The following is a 24,578-nucleotide window of genomic DNA, read 5'->3' on the forward strand; positions in this document are numbered from 1 at the left end:
TCGTCTCGTGCTTCATCAGCCGAAGAAGTTCCGTACGTGCTCCAGCCCGTCGATCAGCGCGTCGACCTCGGCGGGAGAGGAGTACAGGTAGAAAGACGCTCGCGTGGTCGCGGGAATTCCGTACCGCAGGCAGACGGGGCGGGCGCAGTGGTGTCCCACGCGGACCGCGATGCCCTGCTCGTCCAGCACCTGGCCGACGTCGTGCGGGTGGATGTCCCCGAGCGTGAACGAGATCGCGGCGCCGCGGTCCTCGGCCGTGGTGGGGCCGATGATCCGCAGGTCGGGCACCTCCAGGAGGCGCCTGACGGCGTACTCGGTGATCGCGTGCTCGTGAGCGGCGATCTTCTCCATGCCGATCGAGGTCAGGTAGTCCACGGCCGCGCCGAGGCCGACGGCCTGGGCGATCGGGGGCGTACCGGCCTCGAACTTGTGGGGCGCGGGAGCGTACGTGGACGAGTGCATCGACACCGTCTCGATCATCTCGCCGCCGCCCAGGAACGGGGGCAGGTCCTCCAGGAGCTCCTGGCGGCCCCACAGGACGCCGATGCCGGTCGGGCCGCACATCTTGTGGCCGGTGAAGGCCACGAAGTCGGCGCCGAGGGCCTGCACGTCCAGCGGCATGTGCGGAGCGGCCTGCGAGGCGTCGATCAGCACCAGCGCGCCGACCTCCTGCGCGCGCCGGACGATCGCCTCGACCGGGTTGACCGTGCCCATGATGTTGGAGACCAGCGTGAAGGAGACGATCTTCGTCTTCTCCGTGATGACCTCTTCGATGTTCGACAGGTCGAGACGGCCGTCGTCGGTGAGGCCGAACCACTTCAGCTTCGCGCCGGTGCGCTGCGAGAGCAGCTGCCACGGCACGATGTTGGAGTGGTGCTCCATCTCCGTGATGGCGATCTCGGTCTCGCGGTCGACGCGGTAGGGCTCGTCCGCCCAGCCCAGCATGTTGGCGACCAGGTTGAGCGACTCCGAGGCGTTCTTGGTGAAGATCACCTCGTCGCGGCTCGGCGCGTTGATGAAGGCGGCGACCTTGTCGCGGGCGCCCTCGTACAGTGCCGTGGCCTCCTCGGCGAGCACGTGCACGCCACGGTGGACGTTGGCGTTGTGCTGCTCGTAGTACTCGTTCAGCGCGTCGAGCACCTGGCGCGGCTTCTGGGAGGTCGCCGCGTTGTCCAGATAAACGATCTTCTTCCCGTCGTGGACCACTCGATCCAGCAGGGGGAAGTCCTTGCGGATCGCCTCGGTGTCGAGGAGGCCAGGCAGCTGTGTCACGCGGTCGCGCCACCCTTCGTGCTGTACGCCTCGTAGCCTTCCGCCTCCAGCTTGTCGGCGAGTTCGGCGCCGCCGGACTCGACGATGCGGCCTTCCGAGAAGACGTGGACGAAGTCGGGCTTGATGTAGCGGAGGATCCGCGTGTAGTGCGTGATCAGCAGCGTGCCGACCTCGCCGGTCGCGCGGACGCGGTTGACGCCCTCGGAGACCTGGCGCAGCGCGTCGACGTCCAGGCCGGAGTCGGTCTCGTCGAGGATCGCGATCTTCGGCTTGAGGAGCTCCAGCTGGAGGATCTCGTGGCGCTTCTTCTCACCGCCGGAGAAGCCCTCGTTGACGTTGCGCTCGGCGAAGGCCGGGTCCATCTGGAGCTGCTCCATGGCGGACTTGACCTCCTTCACCCAGGTGCGCAGCTTGGGGGCCTCGCCGCGGATGGCCGTGGCCGAGGTCCGCAGGAAGTTGGAGACCGAGACGCCGGGGACCTCGACCGGGTACTGCATGGCGAGGAAGACGCCGGCGCGGGCGCGCTCGTCGACGGACATCTCCAGGACGTCTTCGCCGTCGAGGGTCACGGTGCCACCGGTGATGGTGTACTTCGGGTGACCGGCCAGCGAGTACGCCAGCGTGGACTTGCCGGAGCCGTTCGGACCCATGATGGCGTGCGTCTCACCCTGCTTGACGGTGAGGTCGACGCCCTTGAGGATCTCGCGGGCGCCGTTCTCGGCCTCGACGGAGACGTGCAGGTCGTGGATTTCAAGCGTTGCCATGGATACCTCAGGACTCCTGGGTGAGGGAGACGAGCACGTCGTCCCCTTCGATCTTTACGGGGTATACGGGAACGGGGCGGGTCGCGGGCAGACCGGAGGGCTTGCCGGTGCGCAGGTCGAAGGCCGACCCGTGCAGCCAGCATTCGATCATGCAGTCCTCGACCTCGCCCTCCGAGAGGGAGACGTTCGCGTGCGAGCAGATGTCGTTGATCGCGAACACCTCCCCGTCGGTCGAGACGATGGACACCGGCGTGCCGTCGAGTTCCACCCGCTTGGGGGTGTTCTCCTCCAGCTCGCTCAGCGCACAGGCCTTGAGGTAACTCATCAGACGGACGCCCGCAGCTCGGTCTCGATCCGGGTGAGCAGGCGCTCCTGGATGTCCGCGACGCCGATCTGCTGGACGAGCTCGGCGAAGAAGCCGCGTACGACCAGACGGCGGGCCTCGTCGGCCGGGATGCCGCGGGCCTGGAGGTAGAAGAGCTGCTCGTCGTCGAAGCGGCCGGTGGCGGAGGCGTGGCCGGCGCCGACGATCTCGCCGGTCTCGATCTCCAGGTTCGGCACCGAGTCGACGCGCGCGCCGTCCGTGAGGACGAGGTTGCGGTTCATCTCGTAGGTGTCGGTGCCCTCGGCGGTCTTCTCGATGAGCACGTCACCGATCCAGACGGCGTGGGCGTCCTGGCCCTGGAGCGCGCCCTTGTAGACCACGTGCGACTTGCAGTGCGGGGCGTCGTGCCGCACGAGGAGGCGGTGCTCCTGGTGCTGGCCGGCGTCCGTGAAGTACAGGCCCAGCAGTTCGGCCTCGCCGCCGGGGCCCGCGTAGGTGACGCGCGGGTGCAGGCGGACGAGGTCGCCGCCGAAGGTGACGACCACGGACTTGAAACTGCCGTCGCGGCCGATCAGCGCGTTGTGCTGGGAGGTGTGGACGGCGGTGTCGTCCCAGTCCTGCACGGACACGAAGGTCACCTTGGCGCCGTCGCCGACGAGGACGTCGACGTTGGCGGCGCGCACGCCGTCACCGGTGTGGTCGATCACGATGATCGCCTCGGCGAAGGGCTTGATGTCGAAGACGGTGTGCCCGAAGGTCGTACCGCCCTCGCCGTGCAGCGCGACCCGGATCGGCTCGGTGAGCACGGTCTCCTTGGGCACGGTGACGACCGTGGCCTTGGCGAACGAGGAGAAGGCCTGCGCGGCGACGCGGTCGACGGGGGCGCCGGCCTTGCCGATCCGCTCGTCACCCCGCTCGACGGACTCGACGGTGACGCCCTCGGGCGCGTCGATCTGGGCCTTCATGGTGCCGTCCGCCACCGCGGTGCCGTCGTGCAGGCCCTTGAGGCGGGCGAGCGGGGTGAACCGCCACTCCTCCTCGCGGCCGTTGGGCACCGGGAAGTCGGCCACGTCGAAGGACGGGGGCGCGCTCATCCGGGTCGCGACGGTGGACTCGGCGGCCACCGCGATGGCGCCCGCGGTGGTGGAGCCCGCCGGAATACTCTGAGCCTCAGCCATGGCTGTCGTCTTGCTCTCTTCCTACGTCTAAAAGAATGTCTGGATCTCGGGCGGGCCGGTACTAACCGACCGAGCCCTCCATCTGCAGCTCGATCAGCCGGTTGAGCTCCAGCGCGTACTCCATCGGCAGCTCCTTCGCGATCGGCTCGACGAAGCCGCGCACGATCATGGCCATGGCCTCGAACTCGGTGAGGCCGCGGCTCATCAGGTAGAAGAGCTGGTCGTCGGAGACCTTGGAGACCGTGGCCTCGTGGCCCATCGTCACGTCGTCCTCGCGGACGTCGACGTAGGGGTAGGTATCCGAGCGGGAGATGGTGTCGACCAGGAGCGCGTCGCACAGCACGTTGGACTTGGAGCCCGCGGCGCCCTCGCCGATCTCCACCAGACCGCGGTAGGAGGTGCGGCCACCGCCGCGCGCCACCGACTTGGAGACGATGTTCGAGGAGGTGTTCGGCGCCATGTGGACCATCTTGGAGCCGGCGTCCTGGTGCTGGCCCTCGCCCGCGAAGGCGATGGACAGGGTCTCGCCCTTGGCGTGCTCGCCCATCAGGTAGACGGCCGGGTACTTCATGGTGACCTTGGAACCGATGTTGCCGTCGATCCACTCCATGGTCGCGCCCTCGTACGCCACGGCGCGCTTGGTGACCAGGTTGTAGACGTTGTTCGACCAGTTCTGGATGGTCGTGTAGCGGCAGCGGCCGCCCTTCTTCACGATGATCTCGACCACGGCGCTGTGCAGCGAGTCCGAGGAGTAGACCGGGGCGGTGCAGCCCTCGACGTAGTGGACGTAGGCGTCCTCGTCGACGATGATCAGCGTCCGCTCGAACTGGCCCATGTTCTCCGTGTTGATACGGAAGTAGGCCTGGAGCGGGATGTCCACGTGGACACCCTTGGGGACGTAGATGAACGAGCCGCCGGACCACACCGCGGTGTTCAGCGAGGCGAACTTGTTGTCGCCGACCGGGATGACGGTGCCGAAGTACTCCTGGAAGAGCTCCGGGTGCTCCTTGAGCGCGGTGTCCGTGTCCAGGAAGATGACGCCCTGCTCCTCCAGGTCCTCGCGGATCTGGTGGTAGACGACCTCGGACTCGTACTGGGCCGCGACACCGGCGACGAGGCGCTGCTTCTCCGCCTCCGGGATGCCGAGCTTGTCGTACGTGTTCTTGATGTCCTCCGGCAGGTCCTCCCACGAAGCGGCCTGCTTCTCGGTGGAGCGCACGAAGTACTTGATGTTGTCGAAGTCGATGCCCGAGAGGTCGGAGCCCCAGTTCGGCATGGGCTTCTTGGCGAACAGCTTCAGGCCCTTGAGGCGGAGCTTCAGCATCCACTCCGGCTCGGACTTCTTCGCCGAGATGTCCCGGACGACGTCCTCGGACAGACCCCGCTTGGCGGCGGCGCCGGCCGCGTCGGAGTCGGCCCAGCCGTATTCGTAGGTGCCCAGGCCATCGAGCTCAGGGTGAGCAGTCTCCGTGGTCATGCGGGGTTCCTCCCGGCCGTACTTGCAGATACTGATGTGTCGGTCTGTGTGGCGCTTCGCGGAATGAACGTGGTGCACACCCCGTCGCCGTGGGCGATCGTGGCGAGGCGCTGCACGTGCGTCCCGAGCAGGCGGGAGAAGACCTCGGTCTCCGCCTCGCAGAGCTGCGGGAACTGCCCGGCGACGTGTGCGACCGGGCAGTGGTGCTGGCAGAGCTGTTCACCGCTGTGCGGACCGGGAGCGCTCTTCGCCGTAGCAGCGTACCCGTCCGCGGTCAACGCCTTGGCCAGGGCCTCGGTGCGGTCCGCGGGTGCGGCCGCCTCGACGGACTCCCGGTAGCTCTGCGCCTGCGCCTCCATGCGGGCCCGGGCGAAGGCGGCTACGGCCGCCTCCCCCTGCTCGCCGCCGCCGGCGGACTGCGCGATCCAGCGCAGGGCCTCCGCGGCGAGCGTGTCGTAGGACTGGTCGAAGGCGTCGCGGCCGCAGTCGGTGAGCGCGAAGACCTTGGCGGGCCGGCCCCGGGTGCGCGCGCCGTACACGCGCTGCTCACGGGGTTCGACCACGGCATCGGCGACGAGCGCGTCGAGGTGGCGGCGGACGGCGGCCTGGGTCAGGCCGAGACGCTGCGCGAGGTCGGCGACGGTGGAGGGACCGTGGTCCAGGATGGACCGCGCGACCCGGTTGCGGGTGGACCGCTCCCCGGTCGCGAGCTCCCCCTGGGAGGTCTCGCTCATCCGTTCGCCGTATTTCACAACGCCATTGTTGCGTAATTAACCGAGCCCCGACAAGCGGTGACCGACGCCACCCCTGGTGGCCTCTATCACTAAGGGTCACCTAATTTGTCTACGGAGAGTTAATCGGGGCCGTGGCTCCGTACGCGGGCCGAACCGTGCGGGCACGCCGTTCCACCGGCCTCACCAGCGATCCTCCCCTCGGAACGCGGCCGGAGCGGAGGGAGGGGAATCACGGAAAAGATCACGGAAACCGACTGGGCCATCCAGGACACCGGGCCGAAAAAAGTCTCCGTAGACTCACCCCCCATGAGCAACGACCCCGCCGTGGAGATCCGCGGACTGGTGAAACGGTACGGACCCAAGACCGCGGTGGACGGCCTCGACCTCACCGTCCCCACCGCCTCCGTCACCGCGGTCCTCGGCCCCAACGGCGCGGGCAAGACCACCACCGTGGAGACCTGCGAGGGCTACGTCCGCCCCGACGCGGGCTCCGTCCGCGTCCTCGGCCTCGACCCGGTGGCGCAGGCCCGGGCCCTGCGCCCGCGCGTCGGCGTGATGCTCCAGTCCGGCGGCGTCTACTCCGGCGCCCGCGCCGTCGAGATGCTGCGGCACATGGCGAAGCTGTACGCGAACCCCCTGGACGTGGCCGCCCTCGTGGAACGCCTCGGCCTCGGCGGCTGCGGCCGCACCCCCTACCGCCGCCTCTCCGGCGGCCAGCAGCAGCGGCTCGCCCTCGCGATGGCCGTCGTCGGCCGCCCCGAGCTGGTCTTCCTCGACGAGCCCACCGCCGGCCTCGACCCGCAGGCCCGCCGCGCGACCTGGGACCTCGTACGCGAACTGCGCTCCGACGGGGTCACCGTCGTCCTCACCACCCACCACATGGACGAGGCCGAGCAGCTGTCCGACGAGGTCGCCATCATGGACGCCGGCCGTGTCATCGTCCACGGCAGCCCCGAGCAGCTGTGCCGCGGCGGCGCCGAGAACACCCTGCGCTTCACCGGCCGCCCCTCCCTCGACCTCGCCTCCCTCCTCAAGGCCCTCCCCGACGGCACCGAGGCCGCCGAGCTCACCCCCGGCGCCTACCGGGTCACCGGCAGCGTGGACCCCCAGCTGCTGGCCACCGTCACCTCCTGGTGCGCCCAGCACGGCGTGATGCCCAGCAGCCTCTCGGTGGAGCGCCACACCCTCGAAGACGTGTTCCTGGAGCTCACCGGTAAGGAGCTGCGCGCATGAGCGCCGGTACGTTCACCCCCCGGCCGGGGGCCGCACCCGTGTCCCGCATGGTCCTCGCGCAGACGGCGCTGGAGACCCGGATGCTGCTGCGCAACGGGGAGCAGCTGCTGCTCACCGTGATCATCCCGGCGCTGCTGCTGACCCTCTTCTCGTCCGTCGACATCATCGACACGGGAGCCGGGGACCGGGTCGACTTCCTCGCGCCCGGCGTCCTCGCCCTCGCCGTGATGTCCACCGCCTTCACCGGCCAGGCCATCGCCACCGGCTTCGACCGCCGTTACGGGATCCTCAAGCGGCTCGGCGCCTCCCCGCTGCCGCGCCGCGCCCTGCTGGCCGCCAAGACCCTGTCGGTGCTGGTCACCGAGGTGCTCCAGATCGCCCTGCTGACCGCGATCGCCCTCGCGCTGGGCTGGTCCCCGCACGGCGGCCCGCTCCCGGTCGCCGCGCTGCTGCTGCTGGGCACCGCCGCCTTCTCCGGGCTCGGGCTGCTGATGGCGGGCACCCTCAAGGCAGAGGTCACCCTGGCCGCCGCCAACCTGGTGTTCCTGCTCCTGCTGGTCGGCGGCGGGGTGATCGTGCCGCTGGAGAAGTTCCCCGGCGCCGTGCGCTCCGCGCTGGAACTGCTGCCGGTCTCGGCGCTCTCCGACGGGCTGCGCGCGGTGCTCCAGCACGGGGCCGGGATGCCCTGGGGCGACGCGGCGGTCCTCGCGGTCTGGGCGGTCCTGGGCCTGGGCGCGGCGGCGAAACTGTTCCGCTGGGAGTGAAGCCGGCCGTGCGCCGGGAGTGATTTCCCGCCGTCGCGCGTTGGGCAGGCGGGAGGATGACCACCTCCCGCGACAGCGACAGCGACAGCGACACATCAGCGACGCACGACCAGAACGCCGGGGGGCGGGCATGGCGCAGCGGGAAGCCGTTCTGCGGCTGGACGGGCAGTGGGCGCGGATCCGCTCCGGGGCCGCGCGGGCGGATCCCGGCGAGGCCGACCGATTGCTCGCCGAGCTGATCGGCGCGCTGCGCGAGCCCGCCCGGACCGACGCCGAGTGCGCGGCCCGGCTCGGGCTGCGCCTGGGCGACCTCGCGGCCCGCCGGTTCGCGGCCGGGGACCGGGCCGGGGCGCTGGCCGCCATCGAGGACGGGCTGCACCACGCGCGGCGGGCCGCCGGACACGCTCCGGAGTACGCCCGGTGGTACGCGCGGAGCCTGATCAACCAGGGGGTCTGGCTGGCCTGGCCGCTGAGCGACGCCGACCGGCTGCCCCGGTGGCCGCTGGGCGAGGGCGGCGAGAGCGGCCCGGGCCCGATGGAGCGGGCGGCCGGCGAGCGCGCCCGCGATCTGACCCGGACCGCCGTCGAGGTGTGGGCCTCCCTGGACCAGGAGGACCCGGTCAACCGGCGCGGGCTCGCCCAGGCCAAGGTCTTCCTCGGCGACCGCCTCGCCGAGCTGGGCTCCGCCTCCGACGCGGTCGCCTGGGCGGTGGACGCCGAGGCCGGGTTCCGCCGGCTGCTGCTCGCCGGTCCCGGGGCCGAGGCGGCGCAGGAGGCCGAAGAGGCCCTGGACCACATCGGCCGGCAGCTGGAACTGCGGCTGCGCTTCCTCGCGTTCGAGTCGCTGGCGGGCCTGCGGGCCGAGGGGCTGCTGCCCGAGCGGCTGCTCCCGCAGGCGGTGGTGGCGGCCCGGATCCAGGGCGTGCCCGAGGCGGAGATCGCCGCCCGGCTGGGCCTGGAGGCCGAGCAGGTGTCCACGATGCTGGAGGTCACCCCCTGGCGCGCGGTGTGGCGGATCGAGGTGCGCGGCGCCGACGGGCTGTGGGCGCCCGCGCCCCCGCCGTGGCAGGGCTCCGCCGAGGTGCGCGACCGGACGGCCGAGGACGTGGCGGCCGAGGTGGTCCGGGGGTTCATGGACTCCCCGGACTACCCCGGGGACGCCGCCCTGTGGCGGATCCGGGTCTGGTGGCACGCCGAGGGCGACCCGGCCGGGGCCAGGTTCCGCCTGGTCATCGGGCCCGACGCACCCACCGCGACCCCCTCGTGAAAGTTTGCACAAGGGGGCCTTTACGATAGGGGCCGTGTCGAACCCCTTCGCGTACCTCGCCAGCCGCTGGACCCCCTCGCCCCGGACCGTCCGGCGTGCCGCGCTCGCCGCGCTCGTCATGAGCGTGGTCATCGTCGTCACCGGCGGCGCGGTGCGGCTCACCGGATCCGGCCTCGGCTGCGACACCTGGCCCAAGTGCACCGACGGCAGCCTCATCGTGACGCAGGAACAGGGCTTCCACGGGGCGATCGAGTTCGGCAACCGCATGCTGACGTACGTGCTCTGCGCGGCCGTCGGCGCCATCATCCTCGCGGCCCGCTCGGCCGAGCCGTGGCGGCACTCGCTGACGAAGCTCGGCTGGCTCCAGTTCGCCCTCGTGATGGGCAACGCGGTCCTCGGCGGCATCACCGTCCTGACGGGGCTCAACCCGTACAGCGTGGCGGGCCACTTCCTGCTCGCCACCGCCCTGCTCACCGTCACCACCGTCACCTGGCACCGCACCGGCGAGGGCGACGGCGCCCCGCGCCCCCGCGTACCGGGCCCGGTGCGCCGGCTCTCCTGGGCCCTGATCGCGGCCACCCTGGTGCTGATCGCGGCCGGTACGGTCGTCACGGGCTCCGGCCCGCACGCCGGTGACAGCAGCGAGATCAAGCGCATGCCGTTCGACTGGGCGGCCACCGCCCACGTGCACGCCGTCGCCGCCTGGCTGGTCTGCGCGCTCGCCGTCGCGATGTGGCTGCTGCTGCGCGTGGCGGACGCCCCCGCCGACACCCGGGCCCGCGCCCGTGACCTGCTCGTCGTGCTGCTCGCCCAGGGCGCGGTCGGCTACGTCCAGTTCTTCACGAAGCTGCCCGAGGTCCTGGTCGCCGTGCACATGCTGGGCTCCTGCCTGGTGTGGATCTCCGTGCTCCGCGTGGTGCTGAGCCTGCGCGAGCGCCCCGTCGCTGCGGCGCAGGCCCCGGCGCGGGACGACGCGCGGCTCTCGGCGGTCTGAAGCGGCCGAGGGCCCGTACGGGGTCCAGGGCGGGCGGCGGGGCTCAGCCCCGCTCGTCCAGCCGGTAGACGCGCCGGGCGTTGCCGGCCGCGAGCATCGCCGCGACCCGGTCCGCGTCCCGCCAGGACCAGGCCCCGTCGCTGACCCAGCCGCCCAGGACCCGGCCGAGCGCCTCCCGGAACACCAGGGCGCCGACCGCGTGCAGCTCCGGCAGGCACCGGCCCCCGCTGGAGAACAGCAGCTTCCCGAAGGGCGCGAGCTCCAGCACTTCGGCCAGGACGGCGGCGGCCCGGGCCCCGGTCGCCGCGAGCGCGGGGCCCAGATCGGCGTGCACGTGCGGGTACGCCGCCGCCAGCCGGGCCGCGTGCCGGTGGTGCGGGTAGCCGCCGAGCAGCACCAGCGGCGCCCCGAGACCCGCGGTGGCCCGGACGAACCCGGTCAGCGGGGCCGTCGGCGGCCCGGACTCGCGCCCGGCGGTGTGCAGCTGGAGCGGCAGCCCGGTGGCGACGGCGCTCCACAGCAGGTGCCGCAGGAGTACGGGCTCCCGCACCGCCCCGCCCCGGCCCCGCCCGGCGAGCCAGCGCCCGGCCGCCCCGCGCACCTCTCCGGGCCCGGGCGGCCCGGGATCGCGCTCCAGCGCCCGGGCGTACCCGGTGGCGGCCCCGCAGCCGAAGGCGACGGCCGAGGCGGCGGCGTGGTGGACGGCGGCGCCCAGGTTGGCCAGGAAGGCGGCGACCGTCCCGGAGGTGTCGGCGGCCTGCTCCGCGAGCGACTCCAGCCGGGCCACCTCGTACGCCGGCGCGTTCCCGGCGCGGCCCAGTTCCTCGGGGCCGCCGAGGTCGGCCGCCGAGTCGGCCGCGCCCGCCGCACCGGCGTCCCGGCCCGCGCCCGTGTCGACCAGGTACGCGCCCACTCCCGAGCCCCGCAGCAGCCGCCGCCCGGTCTCGGCGACCCCCAGCTCGCGGCGCCGGGCCAGGTAGCGGGCGGGCGCGCAGTGCGGCTCCAGCCCCAGCAGGGGCGGACACCAGCGGCGTACGGCGAAGCCGGTCTGGGTGTCGAAGAAGGTGGTGCCGGCGGCGGGCGGGCCGGCCGAGTCGATCAGCTGGGCCTCGAAGGTGGCGAGGCCCAGCTCCGTGCGGAGCACTCCGTGGCAGTACTGGTCCACCAGGGGCGGCGTTTCGATCATCCGGGCATCCCGTTGCGGACGTGAGGAAGGGGCTTCCACACGTCCTAACGGGTGAGCGGGGTATGAAGTACCGCTCGCGCTGTTGACCGAGTCCGCCCGGAGGAAAACCGAGCGGGGCGCGGCGGCCTCAGGCGGCCGGGTTGGCGGGCCCGCCCAGCTGGATGCCGGCCATGCGCGACCACTCGTACGGGCCGGTCCGCACGCGGGCGGCGAACTCTCCGTCGAACTCGTCGTGGAGGGTCAGCCCGGCCTTCTCGGCGGCGAGCCGGGCGGCGGCCTGGCTCGGGGCCACCAGGTCGCCCCAGCCGCCGTCGGTGCCGACGAGCACGATCCGGGTACCGGCCTGGCCGATGTACGCGAGCTGGCCCTCGGCGCCGCCGTGCCGCTTGGCGAACGCGCCGATCTGCCGGGCCAGCTTCGCCGCCGTGCGGCTCTGCTTCTTGTCCGCGCTCTCCGCGGCCTGCGTGCTCTGCGTGGTCTCTCCCATGGAGAGCATGCTACCGGCGAGTAATCAGCGGAGGAAGGGATCCACGGCGACGGCGACGAACAGGAGCGACACATAGGTGATCGACCAGTGGAACAGCCGCATCTCCTTCAGCTTCGCGCCCGTCACCCCGGCCTTGGCCCGGGCGTTCAGCCCGTGCGCCTCCCACAGCCACCAGCCGCCGGCCAGCAGCGCGACCGAGGTGTAGAACCAGCCGGTGTACCCCAGCGGGGTGAGCAGCAGCGAGACGGCGACCATCACCCAGCTGTAGAGGACGATCTGCTTCGCGACGGCCTTGTTGCCCGCCACGACCGGCAGCATCGGCACGCCGACCCGCGCGTAGTCGTCCTTCACCTTCATGGACAGCGGCCAGTAGTGCGGCGGCGTCCAGAAGAAGATGACGAGGAAGAGGATGACCGCGGCCCAGGAGACCTCGTTCTTGACGGCCGACCAGCCGATCAGGACCGGCATGCAGCCGGCGATCCCGCCCCAGACGATGTTCTGCGCGGTGCGCCGCTTCAGCAGCATCGTGTAGACGACGACGTAGAAGAGGAGCGCGCCCAGCGCGAGCGCGGCCGACAGCCAGTTGATCAGCAGCCCGAAGAACAGGGTGGAGACCACCCCGAGGGTGATGCCGAAGACCAGGCATTCGCGCGGGCTCACCATGCCGGTCACCAGCGGCCGCTGGGCCGTACGGTCCATCAGCGCGTCGATGTCGCGGTCGATGTACATGTTCAGCGCGTTGGCGCCGCCCGCGGAGAGGTAACCGCCGAAGCAGGTGGCGAGCACCAGCCACAGCGAGGGCACGTTCCCCTGCTCCGCCAGGAACATCACCGGCACTGTGGTGATCAGCAGAAGTTCGATGATCCGCGGCTTGGTCAATGCCACGAAAGCCATGACCCGGGCCCCGAACGGCCGGTGACCGGGGCTCGTCCCGAGCACCCCCGCTGGACGGGATTCGACGGCCGTCACGCACACCCCTGAGAGAGAATCCAGCAAGCTCCGACTCGCACCCCCCAGGACATGGAGGGCCGGTAAAGGCTTGCGCGTACCACGCCACTCTAGACGTTGCACTTCGGTCGCCCCGCGCGGGGGTCGCCTCGTGTTGGGCCGATCGGACCGGACGGGGCGACCCCCGCGCGGGGACGCCCGGTGAACACCGGACACCGACCCGGCGACGCACCTCGGCACTCGAATAGGCGCACGCCCCGGCGGGGGTAGGCTCGGAATCGCGCCGGTGCGTCGTTCGACACCGGGAATTCAACATGTGGAGAGGAGCCCTGACCAACGGTGAGCACCAAGCCGACCAGCACAGAGCTCGCGTGGACCGAACTGGACCAGCGGGCCGTCGACACCGCCCGCATCCTGGCCGCGGACGCGGTCCAGAAGGTCGGGAACGGCCACCCCGGTACGGCGATGAGCCTGGCCCCCGCCGCGTACACCCTTTTCCAGAAGGTCATGCGGCACGACCCGTCCGACCCCGAGTGGGTCGGCCGTGACCGCTTCGTGCTCTCCGCGGGGCACTCGTCCCTGACCCTTTACACCCAGCTCTACCTGGCCGGCTTCGGCCTGGAGCTGGACGACCTCAAGTCGTTCCGCACCTGGGGCTCCAAGACCCCCGGCCACCCGGAGTACGGCCACACGGCCGGCGTCGAGACCACCACCGGCCCGCTCGGCCAGGGCGTGGCCAACGCGGTGGGCATGGCCATGGCCTCCCGCTACGAGCGCGGCCTGTTCGACCCGGAGGCCGCCCCGGGCACCTCCCCCTTCGACCACATGATCTACGCGATCGCCGGTGACGGCTGCCTCCAGGAGGGCATCTCCCACGAGGCGTCCGCGCTGGCCGGCCACCAGAAGCTCGGCAACCTCGTGCTGCTGTGGGACGACAACCACATCTCCATCGAGGGCGACACCGAGACGGCCGTCTCCGAGGACACCCTCAAGCGCTACGAGGCGTACGGCTGGCACGTCCAGCGCGTGGCCCCGCAGGCCGACGGCGACCTGGACCCGAAGGCCCTGTACGCCGCCTTCGAGGCCGCCAAGGCCGAGACGGAGCGCCCCTCCTTCATCGCGGTCCGCTCGATCATCGCCTGGCCGGCCCCGCACGCCCAGGGCACCGAGGCCGCCCACGGCTCGGCGCTCGGCAAGGACGAGGTCGCCGCGACCAAGCGCGTGCTCGGCTTCGACCCGGAGCGGACCTTCGAGGTCTCCGACGAGGTCCTGGCCCACACCCGCGAGGCCGTGGACCGCGGCCGCGAGGCCCGCGCCGCCTGGGAGAAGGACTTCTCCGCCTGGCGCACCGCCAACCCCGAGCGCGCGGCCTCCTTCGACCGCATCAACTCCAACGAGCTCCCCGCGGGCTGGGAGGACGCGATCCCCGCCTTCGAGACCGGCAAGAGCGTCGCCACCCGCGCGGCCTCCGGCAAGGTGCTCGAAGCGCTCGGCCCGATCATCCCCGAGCTGTGGGGCGGCTCGGCCGACCTGGCCGGCTCCAACAACACCACCATCGACAAGAACTCCTCGTTCCTGCCGGTGGGCAACCCGCTGCCGGAGGCCGACCCGTACGGCCGCACCATCCACTTCGGCATCCGCGAGCACGCCATGGCCGCCGCCATGAACGGCATCGCGCTGCACGGCCACACCCGTATCTACGGCGGCACCTTCCTGGTGTTCTCCGACTACATGCGCAACGCCGTGCGCCTGTCCTCCCTGATGCACCTGCCGGTGACGTACGTGTGGACGCACGACTCCATCGGCCTGGGCGAGGACGGCCCGACCCACCAGCCCGTCGAGCACGTCGCCGCGCTGCGCGCCATCCCGGGCCTGAACGTGGTCCGGCCGGCCGACGCGAACGAGACGGCCATCGCCTGGCGCGAGGTCCTGCGCCGTCACACCAAGGTGTACGGCAAGGGCGCCCCGCACGGTCTGGCGCTCACCCGTCAGGGCGTACCGACGTACGACCGCAACGAGGACGCCGCCAAGGGCGGGTACGTGCTCTTCGAGGCCACCGACGCCGAGGGCCGGGCCACGCAGCCGCAGGTCGTCCTGATCGGCACCGGTTCCGAGGTCCAGCTCGCCGTGGCCGCCCGCGAGGCGCTCCAGGCCGAGGGCGTCCCGGCCCGCGTGGTCTCGATGCCGTGCGTCGAGTGGTTTGAGGAGCAGGATCGGGAGTACAAGGACAGCGTGCTGCCCCCGTCCGTGAAGGCGCGCGTCGCGGTCGAGGCCGGTATCGGCCTGACCTGGCACCGTTACGTCGGGGACGCGGGCAGGATCGTCTCGCTGGAGCACTTCGGTGCCTCGGCCGACGGCGCCGTCCTGTTCCGCGAGTTCGGCCTGACCGCCGAAGCCGTGACCGCAGCCGCCAAGGACTCCATCACCGCCGCCGCGCGCTGAGACCGGTACCAGAACCAGTAGGAGATGCAATTCCGATGACAGACGCACTCAAGCGCCTCTCCGACGAGGGCGTGGCGATCTGGCTGGACGACCTGTCCCGCAAGCGCATCACGTCGGGCAACCTCGCCGAGCTGATCGACCAGCAGCACGTGGTCGGTGTCACCACCAACCCGTCGATCTTCCAGAAGGCCATCAGCCAGGGCGACGGCTACGACCAGCAGCTCTCGGACCTCGCCGCCCGCAAGGTGACCGTCGAGGAAGCCATCCGCATGATCACCACGGCGGACGTCCGCGACGCCGCCGACATCCTGCGGCCGGTCTTCGACGCGACCGAGGGCCAGGACGGCCGGGTCTCGATCGAGGTCGACCCGCGCCTGGCCCACAACACCAAGGCGACCGTCGCCGAGGCCAAGCAGCTGGCCTGGCTCGTGGACCGCCCGAACACCCTGATCAAGATCCCGGCGACCATGGGCGGCCTGCCCGCGATCACCGAGGTCATCGGCCGGGGCATCAGCGTCAACGTGACCCTGATCTTCTCCCTGGAGCGCTACCGCCAGGTCATGGACGCCTACCTGGCGGGCCTGGAGAAGGCCAAGGCCGCGGGCCTGGACCTCTCGAAGATCCACTCGGTGGCCTCCTTCTTCGTGTCCCGCGTGGACAGCGAGATCGACAAGCGCCTGGACGGCATCGGCACCGACGAGGCGAAGGCCCTGAAGGGCAAGGCGGCCCTCGCCAACGCCCGTCTGGCCTACGAGGCCTTCGAAGAGGTCTTCTCCGGTGAGCGCTGGGCCGCGCTCGACAAGGCGCACGCCAACAAGCAGCGCCCGCTGTGGGCGTCGACCGGCGTGAAGGACCCGGCGTACAAGGACACCCTGTACGTGGTGGACCTGGTCGCCCCCGGCACCGTCAACACCATGCCCGAGGCCACCCTGGAGGCCACCGCCGACCACGGCGAGGTCACCGGGGACACCATCCGCGGCACCTACGAGCAGGCGCGCGCCGAGCTCGACGCGGTAGCGAAGCTGGGCATCTCGTACGACGATGTGGTGCAGCTGCTCGAAGACGAAGGCGTCGAGAAGTTCGAGGCGTCGTGGAACGACCTGCTGAAGTCGACCGAGGCGGAGCTCAAGCGCCTCGCCCCCGCGGAGGACTGAGTATTTTGTCAGCAAACGGAGCGAACCCGCTTCGTGACGCACAGGACCGGCGGCTCCCGCGCATCGCGGGGCCGTCCGGCCTGGTCATTTTCGGCGTTACGGGTGACCTGTCGCGCAAGAAGCTCATGCCCGCGATCTACGACCTGGCGAACCGCGGCCTGCTGCCGCCGGGCTTCTCCCTGATCGGCTTCGCCCGCCGCGAGTGGCAGGACGAGGACTTCGCCCAGGTGGTGCACGACGCGGTGCAGCAGCACTCGCGCACCCCCTTCCGCGAAGAGGTCTGGCAGCAGCTGGTGCAGGGCTGCCGCTTCGTCCAGGGCGACTTCGACGACGACTCCGCCTTCGAAACGCTGAAGGCGACGATCGAGGAACTCGACAAGGCCCAGGGCACGGGAGGCAACTTCGCCTTCTACCTCTCGGTGCCGCCGAAGTTCTTCCCCAAGGTGGTCCAGCAGCTCAAGGACCACGGCCTGGCCCAGAAGGAAGGATCCTGGCGGCGCGCCGTCATCGAGAAGCCCTTCGGCCACGACCTCAAGAGCGCGCAGGAGCTCAACCAGGTCGTCCACGAGGTCTTCCCCCGTGACGAGGTCTTCCGGATCGACCACTACCTCGGCAAGGAGACCGTCCAGAACATCCTGGCGCTCCGCTTCGCCAACACCATGTTCGAGCCGATCTGGAACCGGTCGTACGTCGACCACGTGCAGATCACCATGGCGGAGGACATCGGCATCGGCGGCCGGGCCGGTTACTACGACGGCATCGGCGCGGCCCGCGACGTCATCCAGAACCACCTGCTCCAGCTGCTGGCGCTGACCGCGATGGAGGAGCCCGGCTCCTTCCACCCCAAGGCGCTGGTGGCCGAGAAGCTCAAGGTGCTGACCGCCGTGGAACTGCCCGAGGACCTGGGCAAGCACACGGTGCGCGGCCAGTACTCGGCGGCCTGGCAGGGTGGCGAGAAGGTCGTCGGGTACCTCGAAGAGGACGGCATCGACCCCGAGTCCAAGACCGACACCTACGCGGCCATCCGGCTGGAGATCAACAACCGCCGCTGGGCGGGCGTCCCGTTCTACCTGCGCACGGGCAAGCGCCTGGGCCGCCGGGTGACGGAGATCGCGGTGGTCTTCAAGCGGGCGCCGTACCTGCCGTTCGAATCGGGCGCGACCGAGGAGCTGGGGCAGAACGCCCTGGTCATCCGGGTCCAGCCGGACGAGGGCATCACGGTCCGCTTCGGCTCCAAGGTGCCGGGCACCTCCATGGAGGTACGGGACGTGACGATGGACTTCGCCTACGGCGAGTCCTTCACCGAGTCCAGCCCCGAGGCCTACGAGCGGCTGATCCTCGACGTCCTGCTGGGTGACGCGAACCTCTTCCCGCGCCACCAGGAGGTCGAGCTCTCCTGGAACATCCTCGACCCGATCGAGCAGTACTGGGACAAGCACGGCAAGCCCGCGCAGTACCCGGCGGGCACCTGGGGACCGGTCGAGGCGGACGAGATGCTCGCACGAGACGGACGGAGCTGGCGCCGGCCATGAAGATCGACCTCACGGAGACCACCTCCAGCAAGATCAACGCCGCGTTGGTGCAGGCACGCCGGGACATCGGCACGCCGGCCATCGGCATGGTCCTCACGCTGGTGATCGTGACCGACGAAGAGAACGCGTACGACGCGCTCAAGTCGGCGAACGACGCGTCCCACGAACACCCCTCGCGGATCGTCGTCGTGGTCAAGCGGGTCAGCCGCTCTCCGCGCAGTCGCCGTGACGCCCGGCTCGACGCGGAAGTCCGTGTCGGGGCGGACGCCGGCAGCGGGGAGACGGTCGTGCTCCGCCTGCACGGCGAACTGGTCAACCATGCCCAGTCGGTGGTGCTCCCCCTCCTGCTGCCCGACGCCCCCGTGGTCGTCTGGTGGCCGGAAGGCGCTCCCGGCGACCTGGCGGGCGACCCGCTGGGCGCGCTGGGGCAGCGCCGGATCACGGACACCTACTCCTCCGAGCGCCCGATCGAAGCGCTCGGCGTCCGGGCGGAGACGTACGCCCCGGGTGACACGGACCTGTCCTGGACCCGGATCACGCCCTGGCGCTCCATGCTGGCCGCCGCGCTGGACCAGCAGCAGAACCTGTCGGTCCTCTCGGCGAGCGTCGAGGGCGAGGACGAGAACCCGAGCTGCGAGCTGCTGGCCATGTGGCTGGCGGACCGTCTCGGGGTCCCGGTCCACCGCGCGCTGACCGGCGGGCCCGGACTGACGGCGGTGCGGATGGAGACCAAGGACGGCACCATCGTCCTGGACCGCGCCGACGGTTCGCTGGCGACGCTGTGCATGCCGGGGCAGCCCGACCGCGGGGTGGCGCTCAAGCGCCGCGAGACGGCCGAGCTGCTGGCGGAGGAGCTGCGCCGGCTGGACCCGGACAACACGTACGAGGCTTCGCTGAAGTTCGGCGTGGCCCGCCTGGAAACGGCCGCTCCGGCCAAGGCGGCTCCGGCCGCCAAGACCCGGGCCGCCAAGGCGGACTCCGAGGCCGCGGCCGAGGGCGACTCCGGGGCCGACTCCGGTTCCGGGGACGCACCGGGGCCCGAGGCCCCGGAGCCGGTCGCCAAGCCGGTGCCGAAGAAGGCCCGGGCCAAGTAGCCGGCCGCCCGCCGCGCGGAGCCGCCCCGACCCGGGGAGGCTCCGCGCGGCGGCGCCGCGCCCCCTCACGAACTACCAAGAAGGCGGCACCACATGGGTATGACGACTCCCCAGGTCGTCGTCCACCGGGACAAGGAGCTTATGGCCGAGGCCACCGCGGCCCGGCTCATCACCAAGATCGTGGACGCGCAGGCCGCCCGCGGCAGCGCCTCCGTCGTGCTGACCGGCGGCCGCAACGGCAACGGCCTGCTCGCGGCCCTGGCCACCGCCCCCGCCCGGGACGCGGTCGACTGGTCCCGCATCGACCTCTGGTGGGGCGACGAGCGCTACGTTCCCGCCGACGACCCCGAGCGCAACCACGTACAGGCCCGCGAGGCCCTGCTGGACTCCGTCCCGGTGGACCCGGCGCGCGTGCACGTGATGCCCGCCTCCGACGGCCCGTACGGCGCGGACGTGGACGCCGCCGCGGCCGCGTACGCCGCCGAACTGGCCCGCGCCGCCGGCCCGGAGGACCACGGCCCGGTCCCCACCTTCGACGTGCTGATGCTGGGCGTGGGCCCCGACACGCACGTGGCGTCCCTGTTCCCGGAGCACCCGGCGGCCCGTGAGACGGACCGCACGGTCGTCGGGGTGCACGGTGCGCCGAAGCCCCCGCCGACCCGGGTCTCCCTGACGCTCCCCGCGATCTGCGCGGCCCGCGAGGTGTGGCTGCTGGCAGCCGGCGAGGACAAGGCCTCCGCGGTGGCCGTGGCCCTCGGCGGCGCGGGCGCGGTCCAGGCCCCGGCGGCGGCCGTCCACGGCCGCAGCCGCACCCTGTGGCTGCTGGACCGCGCGGCCGCGGCCAAGCTGCCGGCCGGGCTGTATCCGCCGACGTCCTGACCCGTATGCGAGAGCGCCCCGCACCGGCCGGTGCGGGGCGCTCTCGTATGCGGCCTCAGCGGCCGCGCAGTTCCCGGTACGTGGCCACCAGCGCCCGCGTCGAGGGGTCCAGGTCCGCGACGGCCGCCCCCTCGGTCAGGGCCGGCTCCAGCCGCTTGGCGAGCACCTTGCCCAGCTCGACTCCCCACTGGTCGAAGGAGTCGATGTTCCACACGGCGCCCTGGACGAACACCTTGTGCTCGTAGAGGGCGATGAGCTGCCCCAGGACCGACGGGGTCAGTTCGGGGGCGAGGATCGTCGTCGTCGGGTGGTTGCCCTGGAAGGTCTTGTGCGGGACGAGTTCCTCGGGGACGCCCTCCGCCCGGACCTCGTCGGCGGTCTTGCCGAAGGCCAGGGCCTGCGTCTGGGCGAAGAAGTTGGCCATCAGCAGGTCGTGCTGGGCCACCAGGCCCGGCAGCAGGTCGGCCACGGGCCGGGCGAAGCCGATGAAGTCCGCCGGGATCACCTTGGTGCCCTGGTGGATCAGCTGGTAGTACGCGTGCTGCCCGTTGGTGCCGGGCGTGCCCCACACCACCGGGCCGGTCTGCCACTCCACCGGATCGCCCTCGCGGTCCACGGACTTGCCGTTGGACTCCATGTCCAGCTGCTGCAAGTAGGCGGTGAAACGGGAGAGGTAGTGGCTGTACGGGAGGACCGCGTGCGACTGCGCGTCGAAGAAGGCCCCGTACCAGATGCCCAACAGGCCCATCAGCAGCGGCGCGTTCTCCTCGGGGGGCGCCGTGCGGAAGTGCTCGTCGACCAGGTGGAAGCCGGCCAGCATCTCGCGGAAGGCGTCCGGGCCGATGGCGATCATCAGCGAGAGCCCGATGGCCGAGTCGAAGGAGTAGCGGCCGCCGACCCAGTCCCAGAACTCGAACATGTTGGCCGTGTCGATGCCGAACTCGGAGACCTTCTCCTCGTTGGTGGACAGCGCCACGAAGTGCCGGGCGACGGCGTCTTCGCCGGCCCGAAGTTCGGTGAGCAGCCAGTTCCGCGCCGAGGTGGCGTTGGTGATGGTCTCGATGGTGGTGAAGGTCTTCGAGGCGATGATGAACAGCGTCTCGGCCGGGTCGAGGTCGCGCACGGCCTCGTGCAGGTCGGCGCCGTCGACGTTGGAGACGAAACGGACCGTCAGTTCGCGGTCGGAGAAGGCCTTCAGGGCGTCATACGCCATCGCCGGACCGAGGTCGGAGCCGCCGATGCCGATGTTGACGACGTTCTTGATGCGCTTGCCGGTGGAGCCGGTCCACTCCCCCGACCTGATCCGGTCGGAGAAGACGGCCATCTTGTCGAGGACCGCGTGCACGCCGGGGACGACGTCCTCGCCGTCGACCTTGACGACGGTGCCCTTCGGCGCGCGCAGCGCGGTGTGCAGGACCGCCCGGTCCTCCGTGGTGTTGATCTTCTCGCCGCGGAACATGGCCTCGCGCAGTTCGGCCACGCCGGTCGCCTCGGCCAGTTCGCGCAGCAGCGCGAGCGTCTCGTCGGTGACGAGGTGTTTCGCGTAGTCGATGTGCAGGTCCCCGACCCGCAGGGTGTACCCGGTGCCGCGGTCCGGGTCCGCCTCGAACAGCTCCCGCAGATGCGTGGTGCCCAGCTCTTCGCGGTGCTTGCCGAGTGCGTTCCACTGCGGCGTCCGGTTGAGCTTCGTACGGCTGTCTGCGTTCATCTCGGACATCAACCCACTTCTTCCGTCCTGTTGTGCCCCGCCGCCTCCAAACCTAAGGGATGGGAGGGCGGACAACGGACAAAAAGGGGCCCGGCCCGCGGGATTCGCTTTCCCACGGGCCGGGCCCCCATGCGCTCTTGAGGAGGTCCCGGCCGTCGCCGGGTCTCAGATCTCGCCGCGCAGCTTGGCGAGGGCCTCGGCGAGGATGGCCTCGCCGTCGGCGTCGGTGCGGCGTTCGCGCACGTACGCGAGGTGCGTCTTGTAGGGCTCGGTGCGCGGCGGCGCGGGCGGGTTGTCCCGGTCCTGGCCGGCCGGGAAGCCGCAGCGCGGGCAGTCCCAGGTGTCCGGCACGGTCGCGTCGCTGGCGAAGCTCGGCTGCGTCTCGTGCCCGTTCGAGCACCAGAAGGAGATGCGCAGGCGGGGCGCGGATTCACCGCGTTCGGCCTCGCCCATCGGCCCGGCTCCGACCCGACTTCCACGAATCGCGTTGCCACTTGCCACGGTCGTAACTCCCTGCGTGATGGTGCCGCGGAGCGTGCGGGGGGTGTCCGCTGCGGGCGCCCCAGTCTACGTAAGGCCCAACGCGCGTCCAGCAACCGGAGTTACTTGCTCCGGGCGTGGACGCCGGACCTCATGATAGGCCGGGCGGAGCCGACGGGACCGGCACAATGGCCAGAACGGTCAGCTGGCCGACTTCGTGAGCAGGCCGAGCGTCACGATGCAGGCGAACCACAGGAGCCCGATCACGACGGTGATGCGGTCGAGGTTGCGCTCTGCCACGGAGGAACCGCCGACCGAGGACTGCATGCCGCCGCCGAACATGTCGGACAGGCCGCCGCCCTTGCCCTTGTGCATCAGCACGAGCAGCATCAGCAGGGCGCTGAAGACGACCAGGGCGATCTCGAACCCCATAATCACGGCTGGTTCCTACTTTCTGGGCATTCTGGGCTTTCGGCTTTTCCAGGGCTTCCCCGGGTGCTGCGACGAGCACGGGGGCCAGCCGGCTGCCGATCGCAGCCCCCTGGCCCCCGCAAGGGTACGACGGATCCGTCCTACCGCATACTCACTGGTCGCGTCACTGGTCGCGGAAGCGGACGATCTTGACGAACTCGTCCACGTCCAGCGCCGCGCCGCCGATCAGGGCGCCGTCGACGTCCGGCTGGGCCATGATCGCCGCGATGTTGCCGGACTTCACGGAGCCGCCGTACTGGATGCGGACCTTGTCGGCCAGCTCCTGGGAGTACAGCTCCGCGAGACGGCCGCGGATCGCGCCGCAGACCTCCTGGGCGTCCTCGGGGGTGGCGACCTCGCCGGTCCCGATCGCCCAGACGGGCTCGTACGCGATCACGAGGGATTCGGCCTGCTCGGCGGGGAGGCCCGCCAGGCCGCCGTCGACCTGCTTCAGCGTGTGCGGGACCTGCTCGCCGGCCTTGCGGACGTCCAGGCCCTCGCCGACGCACAGGATCGGGGTGAGCCCGTGCTTGTACGCGGCCTTGACCTTGGCGTTGCAGAGCTCGTCGCTCTCGCCGTGGTACTGGCGGCGCTCGCTGTGGCCGACGGCCACGAAGGTGCAGCCGAGCTTGGCGAGCATCGGGCCGGAGATCTCGCCGGTGTAGGCGCCGGAGTCGTGCGCGGAGATGTCCTGCGCGCCGTACTTGATCTTCAGCTTGTCGGCGTCGACCAGGGTCTGGACCGAGCGCAGGTCGACGAAGGGCGGGAGCACCGCCACGTCGACGGCGTCGTAGTCCTTGTCGGCGAGCGAGAAGGCGATCTTCTGGGTGTGGGCGATGGCCTCAAGGTGGTTGAGGTTCATCTTCCAGTTGCCCGCCATCAGCGGGGTGCGGCCGTGGGCAGCAGCGGTCATAGGGGTTCAGCCCTCCAGGGCGGCGAGGCCGGGGAGCGTCTTGCCTTCGAGGTATTCGAGGCTGGCGCCACCACCGGTGGAAATGTGACCGAAGGCGTTCTCGTCGAAGCCCAGGATGCGGACCGCGGCCGCGCTGTCGCCACCGCCGACGACGGTGAAGGCGCCGCTGTCGACGAGGGCCTGCGCGACGGCCTTGGTGCCGTCCGCGTAATCGGGGTGCTCGAAGACGCCGACCGGGCCGTTCCAGAAGACGGTGCCGGCGTCGGCGATCTTGGACGCGTAGAGCTCACGCGTCCTGGGGCCGATGTCCAGGCCCTCCTTGTCGGCGGGGATCTCGTCCGCGGCGACGGTCTCGAAGTCGGCCGGGGCCTTGGTCTTCAGGTCGGGGAACTCCGAGGAGACGAGGACGTCGACCGGCAGGACCAGCTCGACGCCGTTCTTCTCGGCCCGCTCCATGTACTCGGTGACCTTGTCCAGCTGGTCTTCCTGGAGCAGGGAGATGCCGACCTCGTAGCCCTTGGCCTTGAGGAAGGTGTACGCCATGCCGCCGCCGATGAGCAGGCGGTCGGCCTTGCCGAGCAGCTCGTCGATGACGGCGAGCTTGTCGGAGACCTTGGCGCCGCCGAGGACGACCACGTACGGGCGCTTGACCTCGGCGGTCAGCTTCTTCAGGACGCCGACCTCGGTGGCGATCAGGTAGCCGGCCGCGTGCGGCAGGCGTGCGGGCAGGTCGAAGACCGAGGCGTGCTTGCGGTGGACGGCGCCGAAGCCGTCGCCCACGTAGACGTCGGCGAGTTCGGCGAGCCGGTCGGCGAACGCGCCGCGCTCGGCGTCGTCCTTCGACGTCTCGCCGGCGTTGAAGCGCAGGTTCTCGATGACGGCCACCTGCCCGTCGGCGAGGGCGGCGACGGTCTCCTTGGCGGAGGCGCCCACGGTGTCGGTGGCGAAGGCCACCTCCGTGCCGAGCAGCTCGCCGAGGCGGGCGGCGGCCGGGGCGAGCGAGAACGCCGGGTCCGGGGCGCCCTTGGGGCGGCCCAGGTGCGAGGCCACGATCACGCGGGCGCCGGCTTCGGCGAGCTTCGCGAGGGTGGGCTGGACGGCACGGATGCGGCCGTCGTCGGTGATCCGGCCCCCGTCCAGCGGCACGTTGAGGTCGGCGCGGACGAAGACCCGCTTGCCCCGGACGCCTTCGGCGAGAAGTTCGTCGATCGTCTTCATGTGTTTCTACTCCTTTGAGCGCTTCACCCGAAGGGCGAGGAGGGAGGGCGAGGCAAGC

General features: G+C 71.1%; 23 protein-coding genes. 9 read left to right on the forward strand and 14 right to left on the reverse strand.

The annotated features are described in order from the left end of the window. Positions 1–15: 15 nt before the first annotated feature. The 6 genes from ACZ6ZT_RS26675 to ACZ6ZT_RS26700 all read right to left on the reverse strand — a co-directional run bounded on the left by ACZ6ZT_RS26675 (position 16) and on the right by ACZ6ZT_RS26700 (position 5,750). Entirely contained in the window at positions 16–1,272 is a 1,257-nt protein-coding gene (locus ACZ6ZT_RS26675) for a cysteine desulfurase (protein ID WP_469722464.1), read from the reverse strand. Beyond that, positions 1,269–2,036: a Fe-S cluster assembly ATPase SufC gene (gene sufC / locus ACZ6ZT_RS26680; protein WP_266630406.1), complete on the reverse strand. Its 768-nt coding sequence runs from the start codon at positions 2,034–2,036 to the stop codon at positions 1,269–1,271. Before sufC ends, ACZ6ZT_RS26675 begins: the two co-directional genes overlap by 4 nt. A 7-nt stretch (positions 2,037–2,043) precedes the next feature. Further along, positions 2,044–2,361 carry a bifunctional 3-phenylpropionate/cinnamic acid dioxygenase ferredoxin subunit gene (locus tag ACZ6ZT_RS26685; protein WP_469722465.1) on the reverse strand — a complete coding sequence of 106 codons (318 nt, stop codon included), beginning with the start codon at positions 2,359–2,361 and terminating at the stop codon, positions 2,044–2,046. Further along, positions 2,361–3,539, reverse strand: a complete 1,179-nt coding sequence (gene sufD, locus ACZ6ZT_RS26690; protein ID WP_469722466.1) for a Fe-S cluster assembly protein SufD — start codon at positions 3,537–3,539, stop codon at positions 2,361–2,363. Before sufD ends, ACZ6ZT_RS26685 begins: the two co-directional genes overlap by 1 nt. Before the next feature lie 61 nt (positions 3,540–3,600). Next, on the reverse strand, positions 3,601–5,016 hold the full coding sequence (sufB, locus tag ACZ6ZT_RS26695; RefSeq protein WP_469722467.1) for a Fe-S cluster assembly protein SufB: 1,416 nt from the start codon (positions 5,014–5,016) through the stop codon (positions 3,601–3,603). Beyond that, a complete protein-coding gene (locus ACZ6ZT_RS26700) occupies positions 5,013–5,750 on the reverse strand; it encodes a helix-turn-helix transcriptional regulator (protein ID WP_469722468.1) in 738 nt (245 codons plus the stop codon). The genes sufB and ACZ6ZT_RS26700 overlap by 4 nt, the downstream gene beginning before the upstream one ends. Positions 5,751–6,056: 306 nt before the next feature. On the opposite strand from ACZ6ZT_RS26700, the gene ACZ6ZT_RS26705 reads away from it, so the two are divergent. The 4 genes from ACZ6ZT_RS26705 (at position 6,057) to ACZ6ZT_RS26720 (ending at position 10,008) form a co-directional block, all read left to right on the forward strand. Then, complete coding sequence (locus ACZ6ZT_RS26705) at positions 6,057–6,983, forward strand: ABC transporter ATP-binding protein (RefSeq protein ID WP_469722469.1); 927 nt, start codon at positions 6,057–6,059, stop codon at positions 6,981–6,983. Next, complete coding sequence (locus ACZ6ZT_RS26710; RefSeq protein WP_469722470.1) at positions 6,980–7,747, forward strand: ABC transporter permease; 768 nt, start codon at positions 6,980–6,982, stop codon at positions 7,745–7,747. The genes ACZ6ZT_RS26705 and ACZ6ZT_RS26710 overlap by 4 nt, the downstream gene beginning before the upstream one ends. A gap of 130 nt (positions 7,748–7,877) precedes the next feature. Further along, positions 7,878–9,014: a hypothetical protein gene (locus ACZ6ZT_RS26715; RefSeq protein ID WP_469722471.1), complete on the forward strand. Its 1,137-nt coding sequence runs from the start codon at positions 7,878–7,880 to the stop codon at positions 9,012–9,014. 4 nt (positions 9,015–9,018) lie between these two features. Continuing rightward, entirely contained in the window at positions 9,019–10,008 is a 990-nt protein-coding gene (locus tag ACZ6ZT_RS26720) for a COX15/CtaA family protein (protein WP_469722472.1), read from the forward strand. Positions 10,009–10,051: 43 nt separating this feature from the next. Here ACZ6ZT_RS26720 and ACZ6ZT_RS26725 read toward each other — a convergent pair whose 3' ends face one another. The 3 genes from ACZ6ZT_RS26725 to ACZ6ZT_RS26735 form a co-directional block, all read right to left on the reverse strand. Then, positions 10,052–11,194 carry an amidohydrolase gene (locus ACZ6ZT_RS26725; protein ID WP_469722473.1) on the reverse strand — a complete coding sequence of 381 codons (1,143 nt, stop codon included), beginning with the start codon at positions 11,192–11,194 and terminating at the stop codon, positions 10,052–10,054. A 127-nt stretch (positions 11,195–11,321) separates the two neighbouring features. Continuing rightward, entirely contained in the window at positions 11,322–11,681 is a 360-nt protein-coding gene (locus ACZ6ZT_RS26730) for a hypothetical protein (RefSeq protein ID WP_469722474.1), read from the reverse strand. 24 nt (positions 11,682–11,705) lie between these two features. After that, entirely contained in the window at positions 11,706–12,656 is a 951-nt protein-coding gene (locus ACZ6ZT_RS26735; RefSeq protein WP_469722535.1) for a heme o synthase, read from the reverse strand. A 312-nt stretch (positions 12,657–12,968) separates the two neighbouring features. Between ACZ6ZT_RS26735 and tkt the strand changes: the two genes are divergently transcribed. From tkt to pgl, 5 genes are all read left to right on the forward strand, one after another. Beyond that, positions 12,969–15,071 carry a transketolase gene (gene tkt / locus ACZ6ZT_RS26740; RefSeq protein WP_469722475.1) on the forward strand — a complete coding sequence of 701 codons (2,103 nt, stop codon included), beginning with the start codon at positions 12,969–12,971 and terminating at the stop codon, positions 15,069–15,071. Positions 15,072–15,106: 35 nt separating this feature from the next. Continuing rightward, complete coding sequence (gene tal / locus ACZ6ZT_RS26745; RefSeq protein ID WP_469722476.1) at positions 15,107–16,225, forward strand: transaldolase; 1,119 nt, start codon at positions 15,107–15,109, stop codon at positions 16,223–16,225. 5 nt (positions 16,226–16,230) lie between these two features. Then, the gene (gene zwf, locus ACZ6ZT_RS26750; protein WP_469722477.1) at positions 16,231–17,757 is read left to right on the forward strand and encodes a glucose-6-phosphate dehydrogenase; all 1,527 of its coding nucleotides are present in this window, start codon (positions 16,231–16,233) and stop codon (positions 17,755–17,757) included. Beyond that, on the forward strand, positions 17,754–18,851 hold the full coding sequence (opcA, locus tag ACZ6ZT_RS26755) for a glucose-6-phosphate dehydrogenase assembly protein OpcA (RefSeq protein ID WP_469722479.1): 1,098 nt from the start codon (positions 17,754–17,756) through the stop codon (positions 18,849–18,851). The genes zwf and opcA overlap by 4 nt, the downstream gene beginning before the upstream one ends. Before the next feature lie 99 nt (positions 18,852–18,950). Next, positions 18,951–19,730 (forward strand): 6-phosphogluconolactonase, encoded by a 780-nt coding sequence (pgl, locus tag ACZ6ZT_RS26760; RefSeq protein ID WP_469722481.1) that lies wholly within the window; start codon positions 18,951–18,953, stop codon positions 19,728–19,730. Positions 19,731–19,785: 55 nt separating this feature from the next. Here the strand turns inward: pgl and pgi are convergent, their stop codons facing one another. The 5 genes from pgi to ACZ6ZT_RS26785 all read right to left on the reverse strand — a co-directional run bounded on the left by pgi (position 19,786) and on the right by ACZ6ZT_RS26785 (position 24,520). Then, positions 19,786–21,438 carry a glucose-6-phosphate isomerase gene (gene pgi, locus ACZ6ZT_RS26765; protein ID WP_469722536.1) on the reverse strand — a complete coding sequence of 551 codons (1,653 nt, stop codon included), beginning with the start codon at positions 21,436–21,438 and terminating at the stop codon, positions 19,786–19,788. 165 nt (positions 21,439–21,603) lie between these two features. After that, a complete protein-coding gene (locus tag ACZ6ZT_RS26770; protein ID WP_078950560.1) occupies positions 21,604–21,939 on the reverse strand; it encodes an RNA polymerase-binding protein RbpA in 336 nt (111 codons plus the stop codon). A 180-nt stretch (positions 21,940–22,119) separates the two neighbouring features. Beyond that, positions 22,120–22,350, reverse strand: coding sequence for a preprotein translocase subunit SecG (gene secG, locus ACZ6ZT_RS26775; RefSeq protein WP_469722538.1), 231 nt, complete (start codon positions 22,348–22,350; stop codon positions 22,120–22,122). 163 nt (positions 22,351–22,513) lie between these two features. After that, complete coding sequence (tpiA, locus tag ACZ6ZT_RS26780) at positions 22,514–23,302, reverse strand: triose-phosphate isomerase (RefSeq protein WP_469722483.1); 789 nt, start codon at positions 23,300–23,302, stop codon at positions 22,514–22,516. 6 nt (positions 23,303–23,308) lie between these two features. Then, positions 23,309–24,520, reverse strand: a complete 1,212-nt coding sequence (locus tag ACZ6ZT_RS26785) for a phosphoglycerate kinase (RefSeq protein ID WP_469722484.1) — start codon at positions 24,518–24,520, stop codon at positions 23,309–23,311. Positions 24,521–24,578: the final 58 nt, after the last annotated feature.

This window comes from Streptomyces sp. NPDC102258 (genome assembly GCF_055584685.1).

What these genes read in the sequence shown, in the direction of transcription:
- ACZ6ZT_RS26725 (WP_469722473.1), bottom strand. Translation starts at nt 11,194, where the DNA reads ATGATCGAAACGCCGCCCCTGGTGGACCAGTACTGCCACGGAGTGCTC.
- ACZ6ZT_RS26730 (WP_469722474.1), bottom strand. Translation starts at nt 11,681, where the DNA reads ATGGGAGAGACCACGCAGAGCACGCAGGCCGCGGAGAGCGCGGACAAG.
- ACZ6ZT_RS26685 (WP_469722465.1), bottom strand. Translation starts at nt 2,361, where the DNA reads ATGAGTTACCTCAAGGCCTGTGCGCTGAGCGAGCTGGAGGAGAACACC.
- ACZ6ZT_RS26785 (WP_469722484.1), bottom strand. Translation starts at nt 24,520, where the DNA reads ATGAAGACGATCGACGAACTTCTCGCCGAAGGCGTCCGGGGCAAGCGG.
- pgl (WP_469722481.1), top strand. Translation starts at nt 18,951, where the DNA reads ATGACGACTCCCCAGGTCGTCGTCCACCGGGACAAGGAGCTTATGGCC.
- sufC (WP_266630406.1), bottom strand. Translation starts at nt 2,036, where the DNA reads ATGGCAACGCTTGAAATCCACGACCTGCACGTCTCCGTCGAGGCCGAG.
- pgi (WP_469722536.1), bottom strand. Translation starts at nt 21,438, where the DNA reads ATGAACGCAGACAGCCGTACGAAGCTCAACCGGACGCCGCAGTGGAAC.
- ACZ6ZT_RS26700 (WP_469722468.1), bottom strand. Translation starts at nt 5,750, where the DNA reads ATGAGCGAGACCTCCCAGGGGGAGCTCGCGACCGGGGAGCGGTCCACC.
- tpiA (WP_469722483.1), bottom strand. Translation starts at nt 23,302, where the DNA reads ATGACCGCTGCTGCCCACGGCCGCACCCCGCTGATGGCGGGCAACTGG.
- opcA (WP_469722479.1), top strand. Translation starts at nt 17,754, where the DNA reads ATGAAGATCGACCTCACGGAGACCACCTCCAGCAAGATCAACGCCGCG.
- ACZ6ZT_RS26710 (WP_469722470.1), top strand. Translation starts at nt 6,980, where the DNA reads ATGAGCGCCGGTACGTTCACCCCCCGGCCGGGGGCCGCACCCGTGTCC.
- sufD (WP_469722466.1), bottom strand. Translation starts at nt 3,539, where the DNA reads ATGGCTGAGGCTCAGAGTATTCCGGCGGGCTCCACCACCGCGGGCGCC.
- ACZ6ZT_RS26705 (WP_469722469.1), top strand. Translation starts at nt 6,057, where the DNA reads ATGAGCAACGACCCCGCCGTGGAGATCCGCGGACTGGTGAAACGGTAC.
- tal (WP_469722476.1), top strand. Translation starts at nt 15,107, where the DNA reads ATGACAGACGCACTCAAGCGCCTCTCCGACGAGGGCGTGGCGATCTGG.
- sufB (WP_469722467.1), bottom strand. Translation starts at nt 5,016, where the DNA reads ATGACCACGGAGACTGCTCACCCTGAGCTCGATGGCCTGGGCACCTAC.
- ACZ6ZT_RS26715 (WP_469722471.1), top strand. Translation starts at nt 7,878, where the DNA reads ATGGCGCAGCGGGAAGCCGTTCTGCGGCTGGACGGGCAGTGGGCGCGG.
- secG (WP_469722538.1), bottom strand. Translation starts at nt 22,350, where the DNA reads ATGGGGTTCGAGATCGCCCTGGTCGTCTTCAGCGCCCTGCTGATGCTG.